The 14194-nt window shown below is 70.8% G+C and carries 12 protein-coding genes; 4 read left to right on the plus strand and 8 right to left on the minus strand.

All coding sequences use genetic code 11. The annotated features are described in order from the left end of the window. Positions 1 to 7: 7 nt before the first annotated feature. Entirely contained in the window at positions 8 to 775 is a 768-nt protein-coding gene (locus QN245_RS18990; RefSeq protein ID WP_317843906.1) for a LytR/AlgR family response regulator transcription factor, read from the minus strand. After that, a complete protein-coding gene (locus tag QN245_RS18995; protein WP_317843907.1) occupies positions 768 to 2066 on the minus strand; it encodes a sensor histidine kinase in 1299 nt (432 codons plus the stop codon). Before QN245_RS18995 ends, QN245_RS18990 begins: the two co-directional genes overlap by 8 nt. Before the next feature lie 496 nt (positions 2067 to 2562). Here QN245_RS18995 and QN245_RS19000 point away from each other — a divergent pair, with 496 nt between their 5' ends. From QN245_RS19000 to wecB, 4 genes are all read left to right on the plus strand, one after another. Then, entirely contained in the window at positions 2563 to 3705 is a 1143-nt protein-coding gene (locus QN245_RS19000) for a glycosyltransferase family 4 protein (protein WP_317843908.1), read from the plus strand. Between the two features lie 19 nt (positions 3706 to 3724). Next, a complete protein-coding gene (locus QN245_RS19005; protein ID WP_317843909.1) occupies positions 3725 to 4867 on the plus strand; it encodes a glycosyltransferase in 1143 nt (380 codons plus the stop codon). A gap of 64 nt (positions 4868 to 4931) precedes the next feature. Then, the gene (locus QN245_RS19010) at positions 4932 to 6338 is read left to right on the plus strand and encodes an undecaprenyl-phosphate glucose phosphotransferase (RefSeq protein WP_317843910.1); all 1407 of its coding nucleotides are present in this window, start codon (positions 4932 to 4934) and stop codon (positions 6336 to 6338) included. Positions 6339 to 6365: 27 nt separating this feature from the next. Next, positions 6366 to 7496: a non-hydrolyzing UDP-N-acetylglucosamine 2-epimerase gene (gene wecB / locus QN245_RS19015; RefSeq protein WP_317843911.1), complete on the plus strand. Its 1131-nt coding sequence runs from the start codon at positions 6366 to 6368 to the stop codon at positions 7494 to 7496. Here the strand turns inward: wecB and QN245_RS19020 are convergent. Genes QN245_RS19020 through QN245_RS19045 form a run of 6 tightly spaced genes read right to left on the minus strand, consistent with a single transcriptional unit; the run spans position 7481 to position 14192 of the window. Next, entirely contained in the window at positions 7481 to 8773 is a 1293-nt protein-coding gene (locus tag QN245_RS19020) for an O-antigen ligase family protein (RefSeq protein ID WP_317843912.1), read from the minus strand. The two genes, wecB and QN245_RS19020, sit on opposite strands and share 16 nt — an antisense overlap. Beyond that, positions 8770 to 9552 carry a WecB/TagA/CpsF family glycosyltransferase gene (locus tag QN245_RS19025; RefSeq protein ID WP_260302936.1) on the minus strand — a complete coding sequence of 261 codons (783 nt, stop codon included), beginning with the start codon at positions 9550 to 9552 and terminating at the stop codon, positions 8770 to 8772. Before QN245_RS19025 ends, QN245_RS19020 begins: the two co-directional genes overlap by 4 nt. Continuing rightward, complete coding sequence (locus QN245_RS19030) at positions 9549 to 10625, minus strand: glycosyltransferase family 4 protein (RefSeq protein WP_317843913.1); 1077 nt, start codon at positions 10623 to 10625, stop codon at positions 9549 to 9551. The genes QN245_RS19025 and QN245_RS19030 overlap by 4 nt, the downstream gene beginning before the upstream one ends. 3 nt (positions 10626 to 10628) lie before the next feature. Beyond that, entirely contained in the window at positions 10629 to 11954 is a 1326-nt protein-coding gene (locus QN245_RS19035; RefSeq protein WP_317843914.1) for an O-antigen ligase family protein, read from the minus strand. Next, positions 11951 to 13216 (minus strand): hypothetical protein, encoded by a 1266-nt coding sequence (locus tag QN245_RS19040; RefSeq protein ID WP_317843915.1) that lies wholly within the window; start codon positions 13214 to 13216, stop codon positions 11951 to 11953. Before QN245_RS19040 ends, QN245_RS19035 begins: the two co-directional genes overlap by 4 nt. Then, on the minus strand, positions 13203 to 14192 hold the full coding sequence (locus tag QN245_RS19045) for a class I SAM-dependent methyltransferase (RefSeq protein ID WP_317843916.1): 990 nt from the start codon (positions 14190 to 14192) through the stop codon (positions 13203 to 13205). Before QN245_RS19045 ends, QN245_RS19040 begins: the two co-directional genes overlap by 14 nt. Positions 14193 to 14194 lie beyond the last annotated feature (2 nt).

Consider the following 14194-nt stretch of genomic DNA (forward strand, 5'->3'; position numbering starts at 1 on the left):
GCCGCGGCTACATGCCGCGGAACAGGCTCATGTACGGCTGGCTGACGGTCAGGACCTCGTCGCGGTGGCGCAACTTCAGCCGGCCCTTGCCGGTGTCGTCGCGCACCACCGAGGCCACCGCCTTGAGGTTGACGATGGTGGAGCGGTGGATCTGTCGGAACGCAGCCGGATCGAGCACGTCCAGCAACTCGCGCAGGGAGGTGCGCAGCACCGCCTCGCCATCGCGGGTGAGCACCGTGGTGTACTTGCTGTCGGCCTGGAAATACAGCACGTCGTCGAGCAGGATCAGCCGCGTCTCGCGGCCGCTGCTGGCGGTGACCCAGGCCAGCGGCGGCGGCGCCGACGGGGCGGCCGGGCGCTGCTGCAGGCGCTGCAGCAGCGCATCGAGCACCGCCGGATCCGGCCCCTGCGCCGCGCGCGCCTGCAGCCGCTGCACCGTGGCCTGCAGGCGTTCGCGCACGATCGGCTTGAGCAGGTAGTCCACCGCGCCGTGTTCGAACGCATCGATGGCGTACTGGTCGTAGGCGGTGACGAACACCACCTGCGTGTGTGGACTCAGTTCCCCCAGCGCGCGCGCCACCTCGATGCCGCTCAGCCCGGGCATGCGGATGTCCAGGAACGCCACCTGCGGGCGCAGCTCCGCCAGCCGCTCCAGCGCGCTGGCGCCGTCCTCGCACTCGGCGACGATGCGCAGCTGCGGCCACACCTCGCCCAGCAGCGCGACCAGCGCGTCGCGCAGCAGGGTTTCGTCCTCGGCGACGATCGCGTCAGCCATGCTGCGCTCCCATGGCCATCGGCACCGGCAATGGCGGTGGCGGCGGCGGCGCCCCAACCGGCCACGGCAGGGTGATGGTGGCGGCCACGCCACTGGGGAAGTTGGAGACGATGGCGAAGCTCGCCGCGCCGGCGTAGGTCAGGCGCAACCGCTCACGCAGGTTCTTCAGGCCGATGCCGGTGCCGCTGGACTGGGTGTTGAAGCCCAGGCCGTCGTCGGCCACGGTCAGGGTGACGTGGTCGTCGACCACGCGCGCCATGATCCAGATGGTGCCGCCGCCGGGCTTGGGTTCCAGGCCATGCTTGATCGCGTTCTCCACCAGCGTCTGCAACATCATCGACGGCAGCGGCAGCGTCTTCATCGTCTCCGGCACCTGTACCTGCAGTTGCAGGCGTGCACCCATGCGGATGCGCAGGATCTCCAGATAGGCCTGGGTCCGCTCCAGCTCGTCGCCGAGCGAACTCATCGCGTCCTCGGCGCTGGGCAGCGAGCGTCGCAGATATTGGATGAGATAGCCCAGCATCAGGTCGGCGCGCGGCGGGTCGGTGCGCGCCAGCACCTGCGCACTGGCCAGGGTGTTGTAGAGGAAATGCGGCTCGACCTGCGCGTGCAGCAGATTCAGCCGCGCCACGGTCAGCTCCTGCTCGGTGGCGGCCTGCGCGGCGGCAGCCTGCTCGTCGCGGCGCAGCTCGGCCACGCGCCGCGTCAGCGCGCGGCCCAAGGCCTCGGCGTTCTCGTAGTTGCTGCCTTCGTCGACCGCGAACAGGTCGATCCAGGCGCTGGCATCAGGCTCCAGCAGCAAGGTCAGGCTGCTGGTGCCGGTGCCCGGGGTCACCGTCGCCAGCACCTGGTTGCGCTTGACCGCGAAGCGCGCGACCAGGTTCCAGCGCGACGGCCGGCGGCCGTTGTACGGATCGATGCGGCGCACCTTGGCGCGCACCTGCAGGCTGTCCAGCGTGCTTTCGACCTCCTCCACCCGCGGCAGTTCGCGCACTGCCGCATCCAGCAGCGCGAACGCCTCGCGGGTGTCCAGCGGAATCTCGATCTGGCGTCGCTGGCGGCTGGCCAGGGTCTCCCAGTCCAGGCGTCCGGCGATCAGCCAGACCCGGCGCAGGTGGGTAATGCCGGCGATCAGCGCCGACAGCATCAGCAGCATCGCCAACAGGCCGAAGAACCAGCCCGGCGGTCTGGACATGGCGTAGAACAGTCCGCTCCAGACGAAGCCGGCGACGACCACCGCCACGGCCCAGGCGCACAACAGACGGACGATGAAGAACAGGCTGGCGAGCATGGCGGCCGGGGACCGGAAGAGGTGCCAGCGAGCATAGCCGCCGCAGCCGGCGGCGCCAGCGCGCTGCGACGAAACCGCACGAACGCGGAGCGGAGACAGGAATTCGGCGTGCCAACCGCTGCCCGCCCGGCGCTGCAGCCGCTGCCCGCGCACTGCCGGGATGGCGATCCGCGATGGACGGCGTCGGGACTCGAAGCGACCATCGCCCGCGCGACGCACTGGCCTCCTGAGCGGCAGCGGCTCGTATGGTCGGCCAGACCGGCGCGCATCGCCTGCCAGGATCGCTCACCGCCTGGGCGGCGCAGCTTCGTTCTAGACTCTATGTCCGACCAGGGGAAACCAGGATGCGCCAGCAGCACGTCCCACGCCGCGCCATGACGACGCTCGCCCAACGCGGAGCGTCGGCGGCAGTCGCGCCCGGCCCGGCCGCCGCGCGCACGCAGGATCGGCACTGCGGCGCCAGCCCCGCTGTGCGTGGCGCGCGACCGTGGTCACGATGCACGTAATTCTGGCGACGGAATCGATCCGGTATCCGCTGACCGGCGTCGGCCGCTACACGCAGGAACTGGCCACGCAGTTGGCGGCCTTGCCGCAGATCGATTCGCTGCGCTTCCTGCACGGCCGACGCCTACGTAACGACCTGCCAGCGCCGGGCCCGGCACCGACGCTGGTGCCGTGGCTGCGCGACCGGCTGTCGGGCATCCAGCCGGCCGTCGACATCTACCGGCGGATAAACAATGCAGCCAAGGCGCGCGCGCTGCGCGGACAGGCGCCGGCCCTGTTCCATGGCTGCAACTACTACCTGCCGGCGTTCGACGGCCCCTGCGTGGCCACCTTCCACGATGTCTCGATCTATCGCTGGGCCGAGTGCCATCGTGCCGACCGGGTACGCTACATGCGCAAGGAACTCGCGCTGTCGTTGCGCCGCGCGCAATTGATCCTGACCGTCTCGGAATTCTCGCGGCGCGAGATCGCCGCGCAGTTCGACTGGCCGCTGGCGCGCATCCGCGCCATCCCGCTGGCCGGCAATGCGGCCTTTCGCCCGCATCGCACCGAGGAGTTGCAGCCGCCGCTGCAGGCGCTGGGCCTGCAGGCCGATGGCTATTCGCTGTTCCTGGGGACGATCGAGCCGCGCAAGAACCTGCAGACGCTGCTGCAGGCCTATGCCGCGCTGCCGACGGCGCTGCGCACGCGCTGGCCACTGGTGGTGGCCGGCCATCCGGGCTGGCACAGCGAGGCGCTGCACCAGCGCATGGCGCAGGCGCAACGCGACGGCTGGCTGCGCTACCTGGGTTACGTGGAGGAGGCCAGCCTGCCGGCGCTGGTCGCCGGTGCGCGACTGTTCGTGTTCCCGTCGCTCTACGAGGGATTCGGCCTGCCTGTGCTGGAGGCGATGGGCAGCGGCACACCGGTGCTGTGTTCCAATGCGGCGGCGCTGCCCGAGGTCGCCGGCGACGCGGCCGCACTGTTCGATCCCGGCGATGTGGACGGTCTGGTCGGCTTGCTCGCGCGCGGCCTGGACGATGCGGCCTGGCGCGCGACGCTGAGCGCGGCCGGGCGCCGTCGTGCTGCCGAGTTCGACTGGCGTACGTGCGCCGAGCGCACTGTCGACGCCTACCGCGACGCGATGCGCGCATGAATCACGGAGCTCCGGGCTGATGCGCGTCCTGCATGTCTACAAGACCGCCTTGCCCGACTCCATCGGCGGGATCGAGCGGGTGGTGCATACGCTGGCGCAGCAGGCGCAAGCGCGCGGCGTGGACAGTGAGGTCCTGGCGCTGTGCGATGATGCCGCGCAGGCCGGCACCCGCCTCCATGCCGGCTACACGCTGCATCGGCTGCGCCGCATCGCCGAGTTCGCTTCGATGCCGGTCTCGGTCGGCCTGGTGCGGCGCTACGCGCAACTGGCGCGCCGCGCGGACCTGATCCATTACCACTTCCCGTGGCCGTTCATGGACGCGCTGCACTTCGCCGCCTCGGCGGGCACCCCCTCGGTGCTCACCTACCATTCGGACATCGTGCGGCAACGGCAGCTGTTGCGCCTGTACCGACCGCTGCAGCGGCGCTTCCTGCGCAGCGTCGACCGCATCGTCGCGACTTCGCCGAACTACCTCGCCAGCAGCGCGGTCCTGGCGGAACACCGCGCCAAGGTCAGCGTCATTCCCATCGGTCTGGATGCCGCGCCGCAACACGCGGCATCGACGCAGCGGATGCAGGCCTGGCGCACTCGCCTGGGTCCGCGCTTCCTGCTGTTCGTCGGGGTGCTGCGCTACTACAAGGGCGTGCGCTTTCTGCTGGAGGCCGCACACGGGCTGCAGATCCCGATCGCGATCGTCGGCGATGGCCCGGAAGCGTCCGCCTTGCGCGCGCAGGCGCAGGCGCTGGGCCTGCCCCACGTGCAGTTCCTCGGCACGGTGGACGAGGCCGACAAGCACGCCCTGCTCGCCGCCTGCGACGCGCTGGTGTTCCCGTCGCATCTGCGTTCCGAAGCCTTCGGCCTTTCCCTGCTGGAAGCGGCGATGCACGCCAAGCCGATGATTTCCTGCGAGATCGGCACCGGGACCAGCTTCGTCAACATCGATGGCGAAACCGGTCTGGTGGTGCCGCCGGCCGATCCGGTGGCCTTGCGCGACGCGATGCGCTATCTATGGGACCATCCACACATCGCCGCGGCCTTCGGGGGGCACGCGGAAGCGCGATACCGGCGGTTGTTCACCGCCGACGGCATGACCGACGCCTATCTGGCACTTTACCGCAGTGTCTGCGGGGCGCGCGGGGCAGAAGACAGGGAATGGGGATGAGGAGCAGCTTGGGGACGCACGGAAACAAGGCAATGCAGTCGCGCAGCGCGCGGAGCGAACGCGCATGAGACTGCTGGGCAGGCCACTGCCGCGGACGGCGGCAGCGGGCATGGTCGGCGATGCGATGGCGCTGGCGGCGACGCTGCTGAAGGTGGCCGATGCGGCGGTGGTGATCGGTAGCGGCCTGCTGGCCTATGCCCTGCGCGTGGGCCAGGCGAACCTGCCCGAGGCGCCACGTTATCCGTATGCGCTGCTGGCTGGCACCGCGCTGACGCTGCTGGTGTTCTCGCAATTGGCGCTGTACCGCAGCTGGCGCCTGGCGCTGCCGACGATGATGCTGGGCCGGTTGCTGCTCGGCTGGGGCGTGGTGCTGGGCGTGCTCGCGTCGCTGAGTTTCCTGAGCAAGACCGGCCCCAGTTTCTCGCGCTTGTGGTTTCTGTACTGGGCGGTGATCGGCGCGTGCAGCCTGATCGGGGTGCGCCTGGCCGCGGATCGTCTGCTGCGCTGGCTGCACCGACATGGCATCGGCACACGTCGAATCGCGGTGCTGGGTCCGCCGGAGCGGGTCGAACAGGTCGGCGCGCGGATCAGCCAGGGGCCATGGTCCGGACTGCAATGGGTGCCTTCACCGGCGATGATCCGCAACGGCGACCTTGCGGCACTGCCGCAATGGCTGGATCTGCAGGGCATTGCCGAAGTGTGGCTGACCTGGCCCATGCGCGAGGAAGCGCTGATCCGCGAGAGCATGCGCCGCCTCGACGCCAGCAGCGTGGACGTGCGCTGGATCCCGGACATTTTTGCCTTCGGCATGATTCACCACGGCATCGCCGAGGTGGCGGGAATGCCGCTGCTGGAGCTGTCGGTGCGGCCACTGTCGCGCACCGCGCAATGGCTCAAGGACGTCACCGACAAACTGCTGGCCGCGCTGATCCTGCTGCTGAGCAGCCCGCTGCTGCTGGCGCTGGCGCTGGGCGTCAAGTTGTCCGGGCCGGGGCCGGTGCTGTTCCGGCAGACGCGGCACGGCTGGGACGGTCAACCATTCGAATTGTGGAAGTTCCGCAGCATGCGTCTGCACGACGCCGACGCTGCCGCGCCGCAGACCCAGCGCGGCGATCCGCGGGTGACCCGATTCGGCGCCTTCATGCGCCGCACCAGCCTGGACGAGCTGCCGCAGTTCTTCAATGTGCTGCAGGGGCGCATGTCCATCGTCGGACCGCGTCCGCATGCACTGGCGCACAACGCGCAGTACCAGGACCTGGTGCCGAACTACCTGCAACGCCACCGGGTCAAGCCCGGCATCACCGGCTGGGCGCAGGTGAACGGGCTGCGCGGCGAGACCGACACGGTGGAGAAGATGCGCAAGCGCATCGACTACGACCTGTACTACATCCAGCACTGGTCGCTGTGGCTGGACCTGAGCATCATCGCGCAGACCGGCGTGATCGTGCTGTTCGACCGCGACGCTTATTGACCGCAGGACCGGGGGAGTCCGAATCCGATGCATATCAGCTACGTTCTCGGCACCCGCCCGGAGATCATCAAGCTGGCCTCGCTGATCGCGGCCAGCGAGCGCGACGGCCTGCGCTTCTCGATCGTGCATACCAACCAGCACTACGCCGAAAAGATGGACCGCATCTTCTTCGACGAACTGGAACTGCCGCGCGCCCACTACAACCTCGGGATCGGCTCGGCGTCGCACGCCACCCAGATCGGCCGCATGCTGTGCGGCATCGAACCGGTACTGGAACGTATCCGCCCGGACGTGGTGGTGGTGCAGGGCGATACCAACAGCGCGCTGGCCGGCGCCATGGCCGCCAACAAGCTCGGCATCGCGGTGGCGCACGTGGAGGCGGGCCTGCGCAGCCGCGACCGCAGCATGCCGGAGGAAGTGAACCGGGTCCTGATCGACCACATGTCCGATCACCTGTTCTGCCCGACCCCGCTGCAGGCGCAGATCCTGCGCGAGGAAGGCCTGGCGCCGGCGAGCATCCGGGTCACCGGCAACACGGTGGCGGATGCGACGCTGGCGCACGCGCGCACCGCCCTGCGACGGTCGGACATCCTGCAGCGGTTGGGACTGCGTGAGGGCGCCTACCACCTGCTGACCTGCCACCGGCGCTCCAACACCGACGATCCGCAGCATTTCGCCGCGCTGATGCAGGCGGTGGCGGCGATCTCCGAGGACGCCGGCGTGCCGCTGGTGTTCCCGATGCATCCGCGCCTGTCGAGCATGGGCGATGCCGCCTCGGCGCGGCATCGCTGCCTGCGCGCGATCGGGCCGGTCGGCTATCTGGACATGCTGGCGCTGCAACAGGGCGCATCGCTGATCATGACCGACAGCGGCGGCATCCAGGAGGAGGCCTGCATCCTGCAGCGCAAGTGCCTGGTGCTGCGCACCAACACCGAACGGCCGGAAACCCTGCAGGTCGGCGGGGCGGAACTGCCGTTGAGCCTGGACGCGCCCGGTCTGCGCGTGGCCGCCGACGCGCTGCTGGCGCGCGAGGTGGCATGGCGCAACCCGTTCGGCGACGGCCATGCCTATCGCGACGTGCTCGACACCCTGCTGACCAGCACCCAGGCCGGGCAACGCTTCTCGGCACGCGTGCCGTTGCGTCAGGCCGCGCGCTGACGGCCCGATTCGGGCGATCGCGCGGAAGCGCACATGAGGGCGTACTGCGTCGCCACCGCCAGCGCCGCATGCAGCGAGAACGCATAGAACTGCAGGTAGAAGTCGAACACACCCAGGCCGAGCAGCAACACGCCCCACAGCAGCGCCCAGGCGCGCATTCGCATCTGCCGCAGCAGGGGCGACCACAAGGCCACCAGCAAGCCCAGGCACGCCAGCAGCCCGCACAGCCCGGTTTCCGACAGCACCGCCAGCAGCAGGTTGTGCGCATGCAGTTCGCCGCGATCGAAGCGTCCACCGGTGTAGTCCGGCACCAGGAACTGGAAGACCCCGGCACCCAGCCCGAACCACGGGTGGCTGCGCCAGGCCTCGAACGCGCCGGCCCACAGATAGGTCCGCCCCAGCGACACCGCGGTGAGCGTGCTTTCGTGCACCGCACTGGTCATGTCCGCATAGCGCTGCCACAGCACGAAGCCGGCCAGCCCCGACAACCCCAGCAGCGCCGCGACGGCCGCGTTGCGACGCACGCGCGACGCGCCGCGCCGCGGCCACGCCCACCACAGCAGCAGCGCACCGACCGGCAACAGCGGATTGCGCACCTGGGTCAGCGCCAGCGCCAGCACGGCACCCAGCAGCGCCATGACCAGCGCGACGCGTCCCAACGCGCCGCTACGCCACAACTGCAGGACCAGCGTGGCCACCACCACCGCGCTCGCCGCCAGCAGCGCCGGATGTTCGTACATGCCGGAGATCCGCGGCAGGTACTTGAAACTGTCCTCGGCGTGGAAGGCCAACGACAGGCGCAGTGCAGGCGGCCAGTGCAGGCGCACCGCCAGCCCCAGGGCCAGGTTCCACCACAGCGCAATCAATGCCGCCAGCGTCGCCGCACGCGGCCAGCGCGGGCAGGCGAGCGCGAGATTGAGCATGGCCCACAGCGCCAGCAAGGCGGTGGCGTAGCGCACGGCGAACTTGAACGCCAACTCCGGATATCCCGATGCCAGCACCGACGCAACCAGTGCCGCCAGGCACGCCAGGATCGCCAGCAACGGCGCGCGCAGGATCGACGGCACGCCATGCCGCCACAGCGCCCAGACCGCCACGCCCAGCACGAAGGCGCGAATCGCCATCGAGCCCAGCGACAGCCCCACGCCGAAGTAACGTCCGGTCAGCACCACCTGCTGCAGGCAGAACAGCAGATACACGCCCAGGCATGCCGCGACCGCCAGCGGCTGCGGCGCGCGCGCGCCAACAGCGGACGCGCCCGTCGCCGATGCGCTCATGCCGGTTCGCGGATCGCCGCGCGTGCGCGATAGCGCCGGCTCAGGCGCGCACGCAGCAGCAGGAGCAGATACAGGAAGTTGGTGCGGACGTAACGCCAGCCCAGGCGACGCGGCTCCAACGCCAGCCGGAACAGCCACTCCATGCCGAACCGCTGCATCAACAGCGGCGCGCGCGGCAGCATGCCGGACAGCACATCGAAGGATCCGCCCACGCCCATCGCCACCGCCACGCCCAGGTCGGACCAGTAACGCTGAAGGAACAGTTCCTTCTTCGGCGAGCTGATGCCGATGAACAGGTAGCGTGCGCCGGAGGCGCGAATCGCCGCGACCACCTGCGGCACCTCGGCCTCGCCGAAGTAGCCGTCGCGGGCGCCGACGATTTGCAGCCCTGGCGCGGCCGCACGCAGGCGCTCGGCCGCGGCCGCCACCACCGCCGGCCGCGCGCCGAGCAGATACACGCCGTCGCCGGACTGCGCGGCCTGCGCACACAGGTCCTGCATCAGATCGATACCGGCGCGCCGCGGCGGCGGCTCCACGCCCATCCAGCGCAGGCCGATGCTGATGCCGCTGCCGTCGATATGCACCAGTTCGGCCTCCTCCAGCGCCTCGCGCAACGGCGCCTGCGCGCGCGCATCGATCAGCTTGGCCACGTTCAGGCCCTCGATCCGCAGCGGCGCGCCGCCGGAGGCGGCGGTCTGTGCCCGTTGCAGCAGCTCGGCAGGCGCAAGCAGATCCAGCGGGCAATCGAAGAAACGCAGACGCGGCGGACTGGGGTTCAAGGGACAGGCTCCTCGGGGATCACTGCATCGTACAGCGCCAGTACCTGCGGCCGAATGCCTTCCCAAGTGAAGCCGGCATGCACCGAGGCCACCACCTGCGGCGCGACGCGTTGCCGGCGCAGCGCCGCCACCCGCGACGCCAGCGCCGGAACATCGCCCAGCGGATACAGCGCATCCTGCAAACCCAGCGGCTGCAGGATCGCGCGATTGCCGGGGATGTCGCTGGCCAACACCGGACAACCGAGCAGCAGCATTTCGATCAACACCGTCGGCATGCCTTCCACCGCCGACGGCAGCACGAATGCATCGGCGCGCGCCGCCATCGCCGCGACCTCGGTGTCGGCGACGAACCCATGGAAGCGCACGCGTGCGGCCACGCCGTGTGCATGCGCGCAGGCCTCCAACCGGGCGCGATCGGGTCCACGCCCGACCAGATGCAGCACCGCCGCGTCCATCCCCTGCTGCGCCAGCAGCGCGATCGCATCGTGCAGGCGTTTCACCGCATCCAGGCGGCCGACCGAGAGCAAGGCCGGCGCGCCTGCCAGCGTGGCGGCCTCGACCGGAGCCGCCGGCAGTTCGGCGGCCAGGACCGCATTGGGCAGCAGCAGCGCGTGCGTGGCCGGCATCCGCCGTGCCTGCAGGTATTCGCGCCAGTAGGCCGACAGCAGCACCACGCGATCGGCGCGGCGCAGCAGCGAACGTTCCACCAGCGCATCCCAGACGCGCTTGCGCAGGCGCTTGCCCAGGCTGGGCGCATCGTCGTAGTAGCAGTGCGGCGTGTACACCACGCGCTTGCCGCGGCAGCGCGCCAGCAGCGCCGCCAGCGCCGCGATCGGCGTGCGTGCGCCGTGCACGTGCACGACATCGGCCCAGCCGATCTGCGGCCACAACCCGGCCGCGGCGACGCGGACCGTGGCGTAGTCGGGCCGGCCGGAATCTTCCGCCGCCGGCGCCGCCACCCGCACCGCGTGTCCGGCCTGCGCCGCCAGCACCGCCAGGCCATGGATGTGCCGGGCCACGCCGCCGCCGCCGCGCAGCGGCGCAAAATCCTTGTACACGTGCAGGATGCGCACGACTCAGGCCTCCGCCGCAGCGTCCGACGGCGGCAGCGCGGGGGTGTGCGTCTGGACTGGACGTGCCCGCCTCCGGCACTGCCGCAACACGCCGCCGAGCAATAGCCAGAAGCCGCCCGCACCGGACACGGTCAAGGCGTTGTCCGAGGACACCAGCGTGGTCATCATGCCGCACAGCAGCCAGAAGCTGGCCAGGGCCAGGCGATCGTCGTCCTGGCGGTAGGTGCGCCACAGGGTCCGCAGGCACCAGCCGAGGAAGCCGAGGAACAGCAGTGCCGCCGGCACGCCCATCTGATAGGCGATGCTAAAGATCGCGCCTTCGCCGCCGCCGAGATCGGTCAGCCCCTGCCGCGCGGCGAGAGCGCCCTGGCGTCCGATTCCGCCGCCGAACAACGCGACCTGATGCAGGTCGGCCAGATTGCGCTGCAGCGCCCACCAGTGGCCGATGGTGGACCCGTCACGAAAGTTCACCGACATCACCACGATGCCGTAGGAGGCCACCACGATCGCCAACCCAACCGCGCCGGCCAGCACGATCCGCGCCGACGCCGAGCGCACCAGGCCGCGCCCGGTCAGCAGATAGCCGAGCACGGCGACGATGCCGGCCAGCATCGCGCCACGGGTGCCGGACATCCAGATCCCCGCGAACAGCCCGGCACAGGCCAGCAGTGCCCGCCACGGCCAGCGCCGCTGCCACAGCGCCAACGCCGCCAGCGCCGCGGTCACCAGGAACTGGCCCTGCGCCAACGGTGCGGCGAGCAGTCCCCCGGCGCGGCGCGCGTAATCTTCGCCGCCGACGAAATTCCACGGCAACCCGGTCTCCGGGTCGGTGTCCTGCGGCATCACGCCCTTGACCTGTTGCAGGTAGTCCGGCAAGCGCACCTGCCTCACCCAGAAGTCGGTATGGGTCAGATCCCACACGCCGAACAGCGCGCTGGCCAGGCCCAGCCAGACCAGGGTGCGCGTGGCGGCGCGCAGATCGCGCGGCTGCGGCATGCCGCCGTAACCGGCCAGCACGAACAGCAGCGGGACCATCACCACGCCGAACGATCCCACGACGATGCCGGCCGGCAGCCCATGCGCATACCCGAGCGGCGCGTACGCGGCCGCCAACGCGCCGAACACCAGCACCGACAGCAGCATCGGCCGCGGCATGCGCGCGGTCAGCAGGCACAGCGCGGCCAGCCCCAGGACCGTGGCATCGCGCAGTGGCCGCAGCCAGGTCGCCTGCGGCAACGCGCCGCCGGCGTACAGCCAGGCCACCAGCAGATCGCCGAGATGGATCCACAGGATCAGCAGCACCAGCCCCAGCCGCCTCAGCCGGCTCACGCCATCGCTCCCAGACGCTGCGGCCAGTGCGGGTCGCTGGCGAAGGTCTGGCGCAGCCACTGCGCCTGCTGCGCGAGCAGGCGCCGGCATGCCGACGGGTCCGCACACAGTTGGCCGATCAACGCGCACAGCGCGGAGGCATCAGCGACCTGCGTCGGCGGACGCCCGACCGCCAGCGCATCCAGCGACTGCGTCGCCGGCCAGGCCAGGCCGATCACGTAATGGCCACGGCAGGCGGCCTGCAGCAAGGCAGTGGAGCAGAAACCGACCACGATCGCCGGCGCCGCGGCAGCGTCCAGCAGCGCATGCGGCGGACGCCGGCAACGGGTCGCCAGCACGGGGGCGGCATATGGATGGCCGCCGCGCACCTCCTCCGGATGCAGCAGGATCTGCAGCGTGGGGCCGTCGCACTGTGCCAGGGCCTGCGCCAGGGCCAGGAAGTCCGCCGCGAGCGGACGGCCATAGATCGGCGTGTGCGTCTGCGACACCAGGCACAGCGCCGCGGGCAACGGCGCGTCGTCGGCACGCTCGGCCGCTGCAGCGGCCGGCAGCAACGCTGGGCCATAGCCGAGTGCCTGTGGCGCCACCCCATGCTGCGCGAACACCTGTGCGCTGCTCGGCCCCCACAGCAGGTGCCGCTGCGCGCGCACGGGGAAGAACTCGTCGGTGGGCAGACCATGCTGCACGCACACGCTGCGCCAGCCGGTGCCTGCGGCCTGTTGCGCGGCGACCGCATACAGGTCGAAGTCGTTGTGCAGCAGCAGTGTCGCCTCGCCACGCGCGACTAGAGTCCGCGCCCAGGCGCCACGCCACAGGCGCTGCCGGAACACGCAGCAGCGCACCAGCCAGGGCGACAACGGTGGCGCGCCTGCGGCGGTCTGCCGCAATCGCCAGGCACCGGCGGCGTGGCGCCAGGCGGCCGCTGCCGGGCGAGCGGGCGGGTCGCCGGCGACGCGCCTGCGCAGGCGCGGATGGATCAGCACGCTGCAGGCGATGCCGCGCTGCGCCAGGTCGGCCACGCACGGCGCCAGCGCAGCCCAGCCGTTGGCGCCGGGCAGGGTGACCAGCGCCACCCAGGCGGCCAACGGTGCCGGCGCGCGTGGCAGGCGCCAGCACAGCCAGGCATCGCGCACCGTCGCCAGCAATGCCCGCACCACCGCGCCGCGCCCACGCCTGGCGAGAAAATAGAGTTCGTGGCGCGCCGCCGCGGCCTCCTCGCCATAGTGCGCATGCAGCGCCTGCTGGAAGTCAGCGAAGCGCATCGCGCGTCGCCTCCCGCACGTGCCGGCGTCCGCGCCAGCGTTGCACTTCGCCGGGCAGGCCGGGGCCGAACGCACGCACGATCACGCGCTTGAGTGCGCGCCGCAGACGATCGCGCAGGCCCCAGCCCACGCTGTCCAGCCGTGCATCGAGCAGGCGCACTTCCTCGGCGCTGGCGCCGGCCAGTGGCGTGGCGCAGGGATGCGGCGGCCGCCGTAGTTGCACCCACAGATTGTCGGCCAGCACGCCGCCGGCCGGATGCGCCCCGCACTGCACCACCTCCAGCCCGGCGCTCAGCGCCAAGCGCTGCAGCACGGGGCCAGAGAAATAGCTCAGATGCGCCGGATGCACGTAATTGCGCGAGCGCCAATCGCCCATCACGTCCGGCACTTCGATCCAGGCATGTCCGCCTGGCGCCAGGATCCGCGTCAGCGTGTGCAGGAAACCGCGCGGATCGGGCAGATGCTCCAGCACGTGGAACGCCACCACTGCGTCGACGCTGGCGTCCGCCACCGCCTGCAGATCCGGCACGAACGCCACGCGCGCGTCGCCGAGCAGCCGCGCACGATGTTCCAGATCGGGTTCGATCGCCCACAGCGCCAGGTCCGGACGCGCTGCCGCAGCGACGCCGAGGAAGGCCCCGAAACCCGAGCCCATTTCCAGCAGCCGGGCACCGTTCGCCAGTTGCGGCGCGATCCACTGCAGCCGTCGCTGCGCGATCGGCCGGTCGCCACGCCAGGCGAAGAAGCGCGCTTCGCTGCGCCAGGGCGATTCGGCCGGGAACAGTCGCCGGTAGTCGTGCGCATAGAAACGCGCCAGGGTGTCCTCGGTGAAGTCCGGCGCCAGATAGGCCAGCGCGCACTGCCCGCACCGGCGCAATTCCTGGCCGGTGTCGGCATACACCTCGGGCCACACCGCGCGTTGCAGCGTGGTGGCGCCGCAACAACGGCACACGCCCGCGTCGGCCGCCAGTTCCATCG

Origin of the sequence: Xanthomonas rydalmerensis (assembly GCF_033170385.1) — a bacterium.
Classification (GTDB): domain Bacteria; phylum Pseudomonadota; class Gammaproteobacteria; order Xanthomonadales; family Xanthomonadaceae; genus Xanthomonas_A; species Xanthomonas_A rydalmerensis.

What these genes read in the sequence shown, in the direction of transcription:
- QN245_RS19000 (WP_317843908.1), top strand. Translation starts at nt 2,563, where the DNA reads ATGCACGTAATTCTGGCGACGGAATCGATCCGGTATCCGCTGACCGGC.
- QN245_RS19045 (WP_317843916.1), bottom strand. Translation starts at nt 14,192, where the DNA reads ATGGAACTGGCGGCCGACGCGGGCGTGTGCCGTTGTTGCGGCGCCACC.
- QN245_RS19040 (WP_317843915.1), bottom strand. Translation starts at nt 13,216, where the DNA reads ATGCGCTTCGCTGACTTCCAGCAGGCGCTGCATGCGCACTATGGCGAG.
- QN245_RS19005 (WP_317843909.1), top strand. Translation starts at nt 3,725, where the DNA reads ATGCGCGTCCTGCATGTCTACAAGACCGCCTTGCCCGACTCCATCGGC.
- wecB (WP_317843911.1), top strand. Translation starts at nt 6,366, where the DNA reads ATGCATATCAGCTACGTTCTCGGCACCCGCCCGGAGATCATCAAGCTG.
- QN245_RS18995 (WP_317843907.1), bottom strand. Translation starts at nt 2,066, where the DNA reads ATGCTCGCCAGCCTGTTCTTCATCGTCCGTCTGTTGTGCGCCTGGGCC.
- QN245_RS19020 (WP_317843912.1), bottom strand. Translation starts at nt 8,773, where the DNA reads ATGAGCGCATCGGCGACGGGCGCGTCCGCTGTTGGCGCGCGCGCGCCG.
- QN245_RS18990 (WP_317843906.1), bottom strand. Translation starts at nt 775, where the DNA reads ATGGCTGACGCGATCGTCGCCGAGGACGAAACCCTGCTGCGCGACGCG.
- QN245_RS19010 (WP_317843910.1), top strand. Translation starts at nt 4,932, where the DNA reads ATGAGACTGCTGGGCAGGCCACTGCCGCGGACGGCGGCAGCGGGCATG.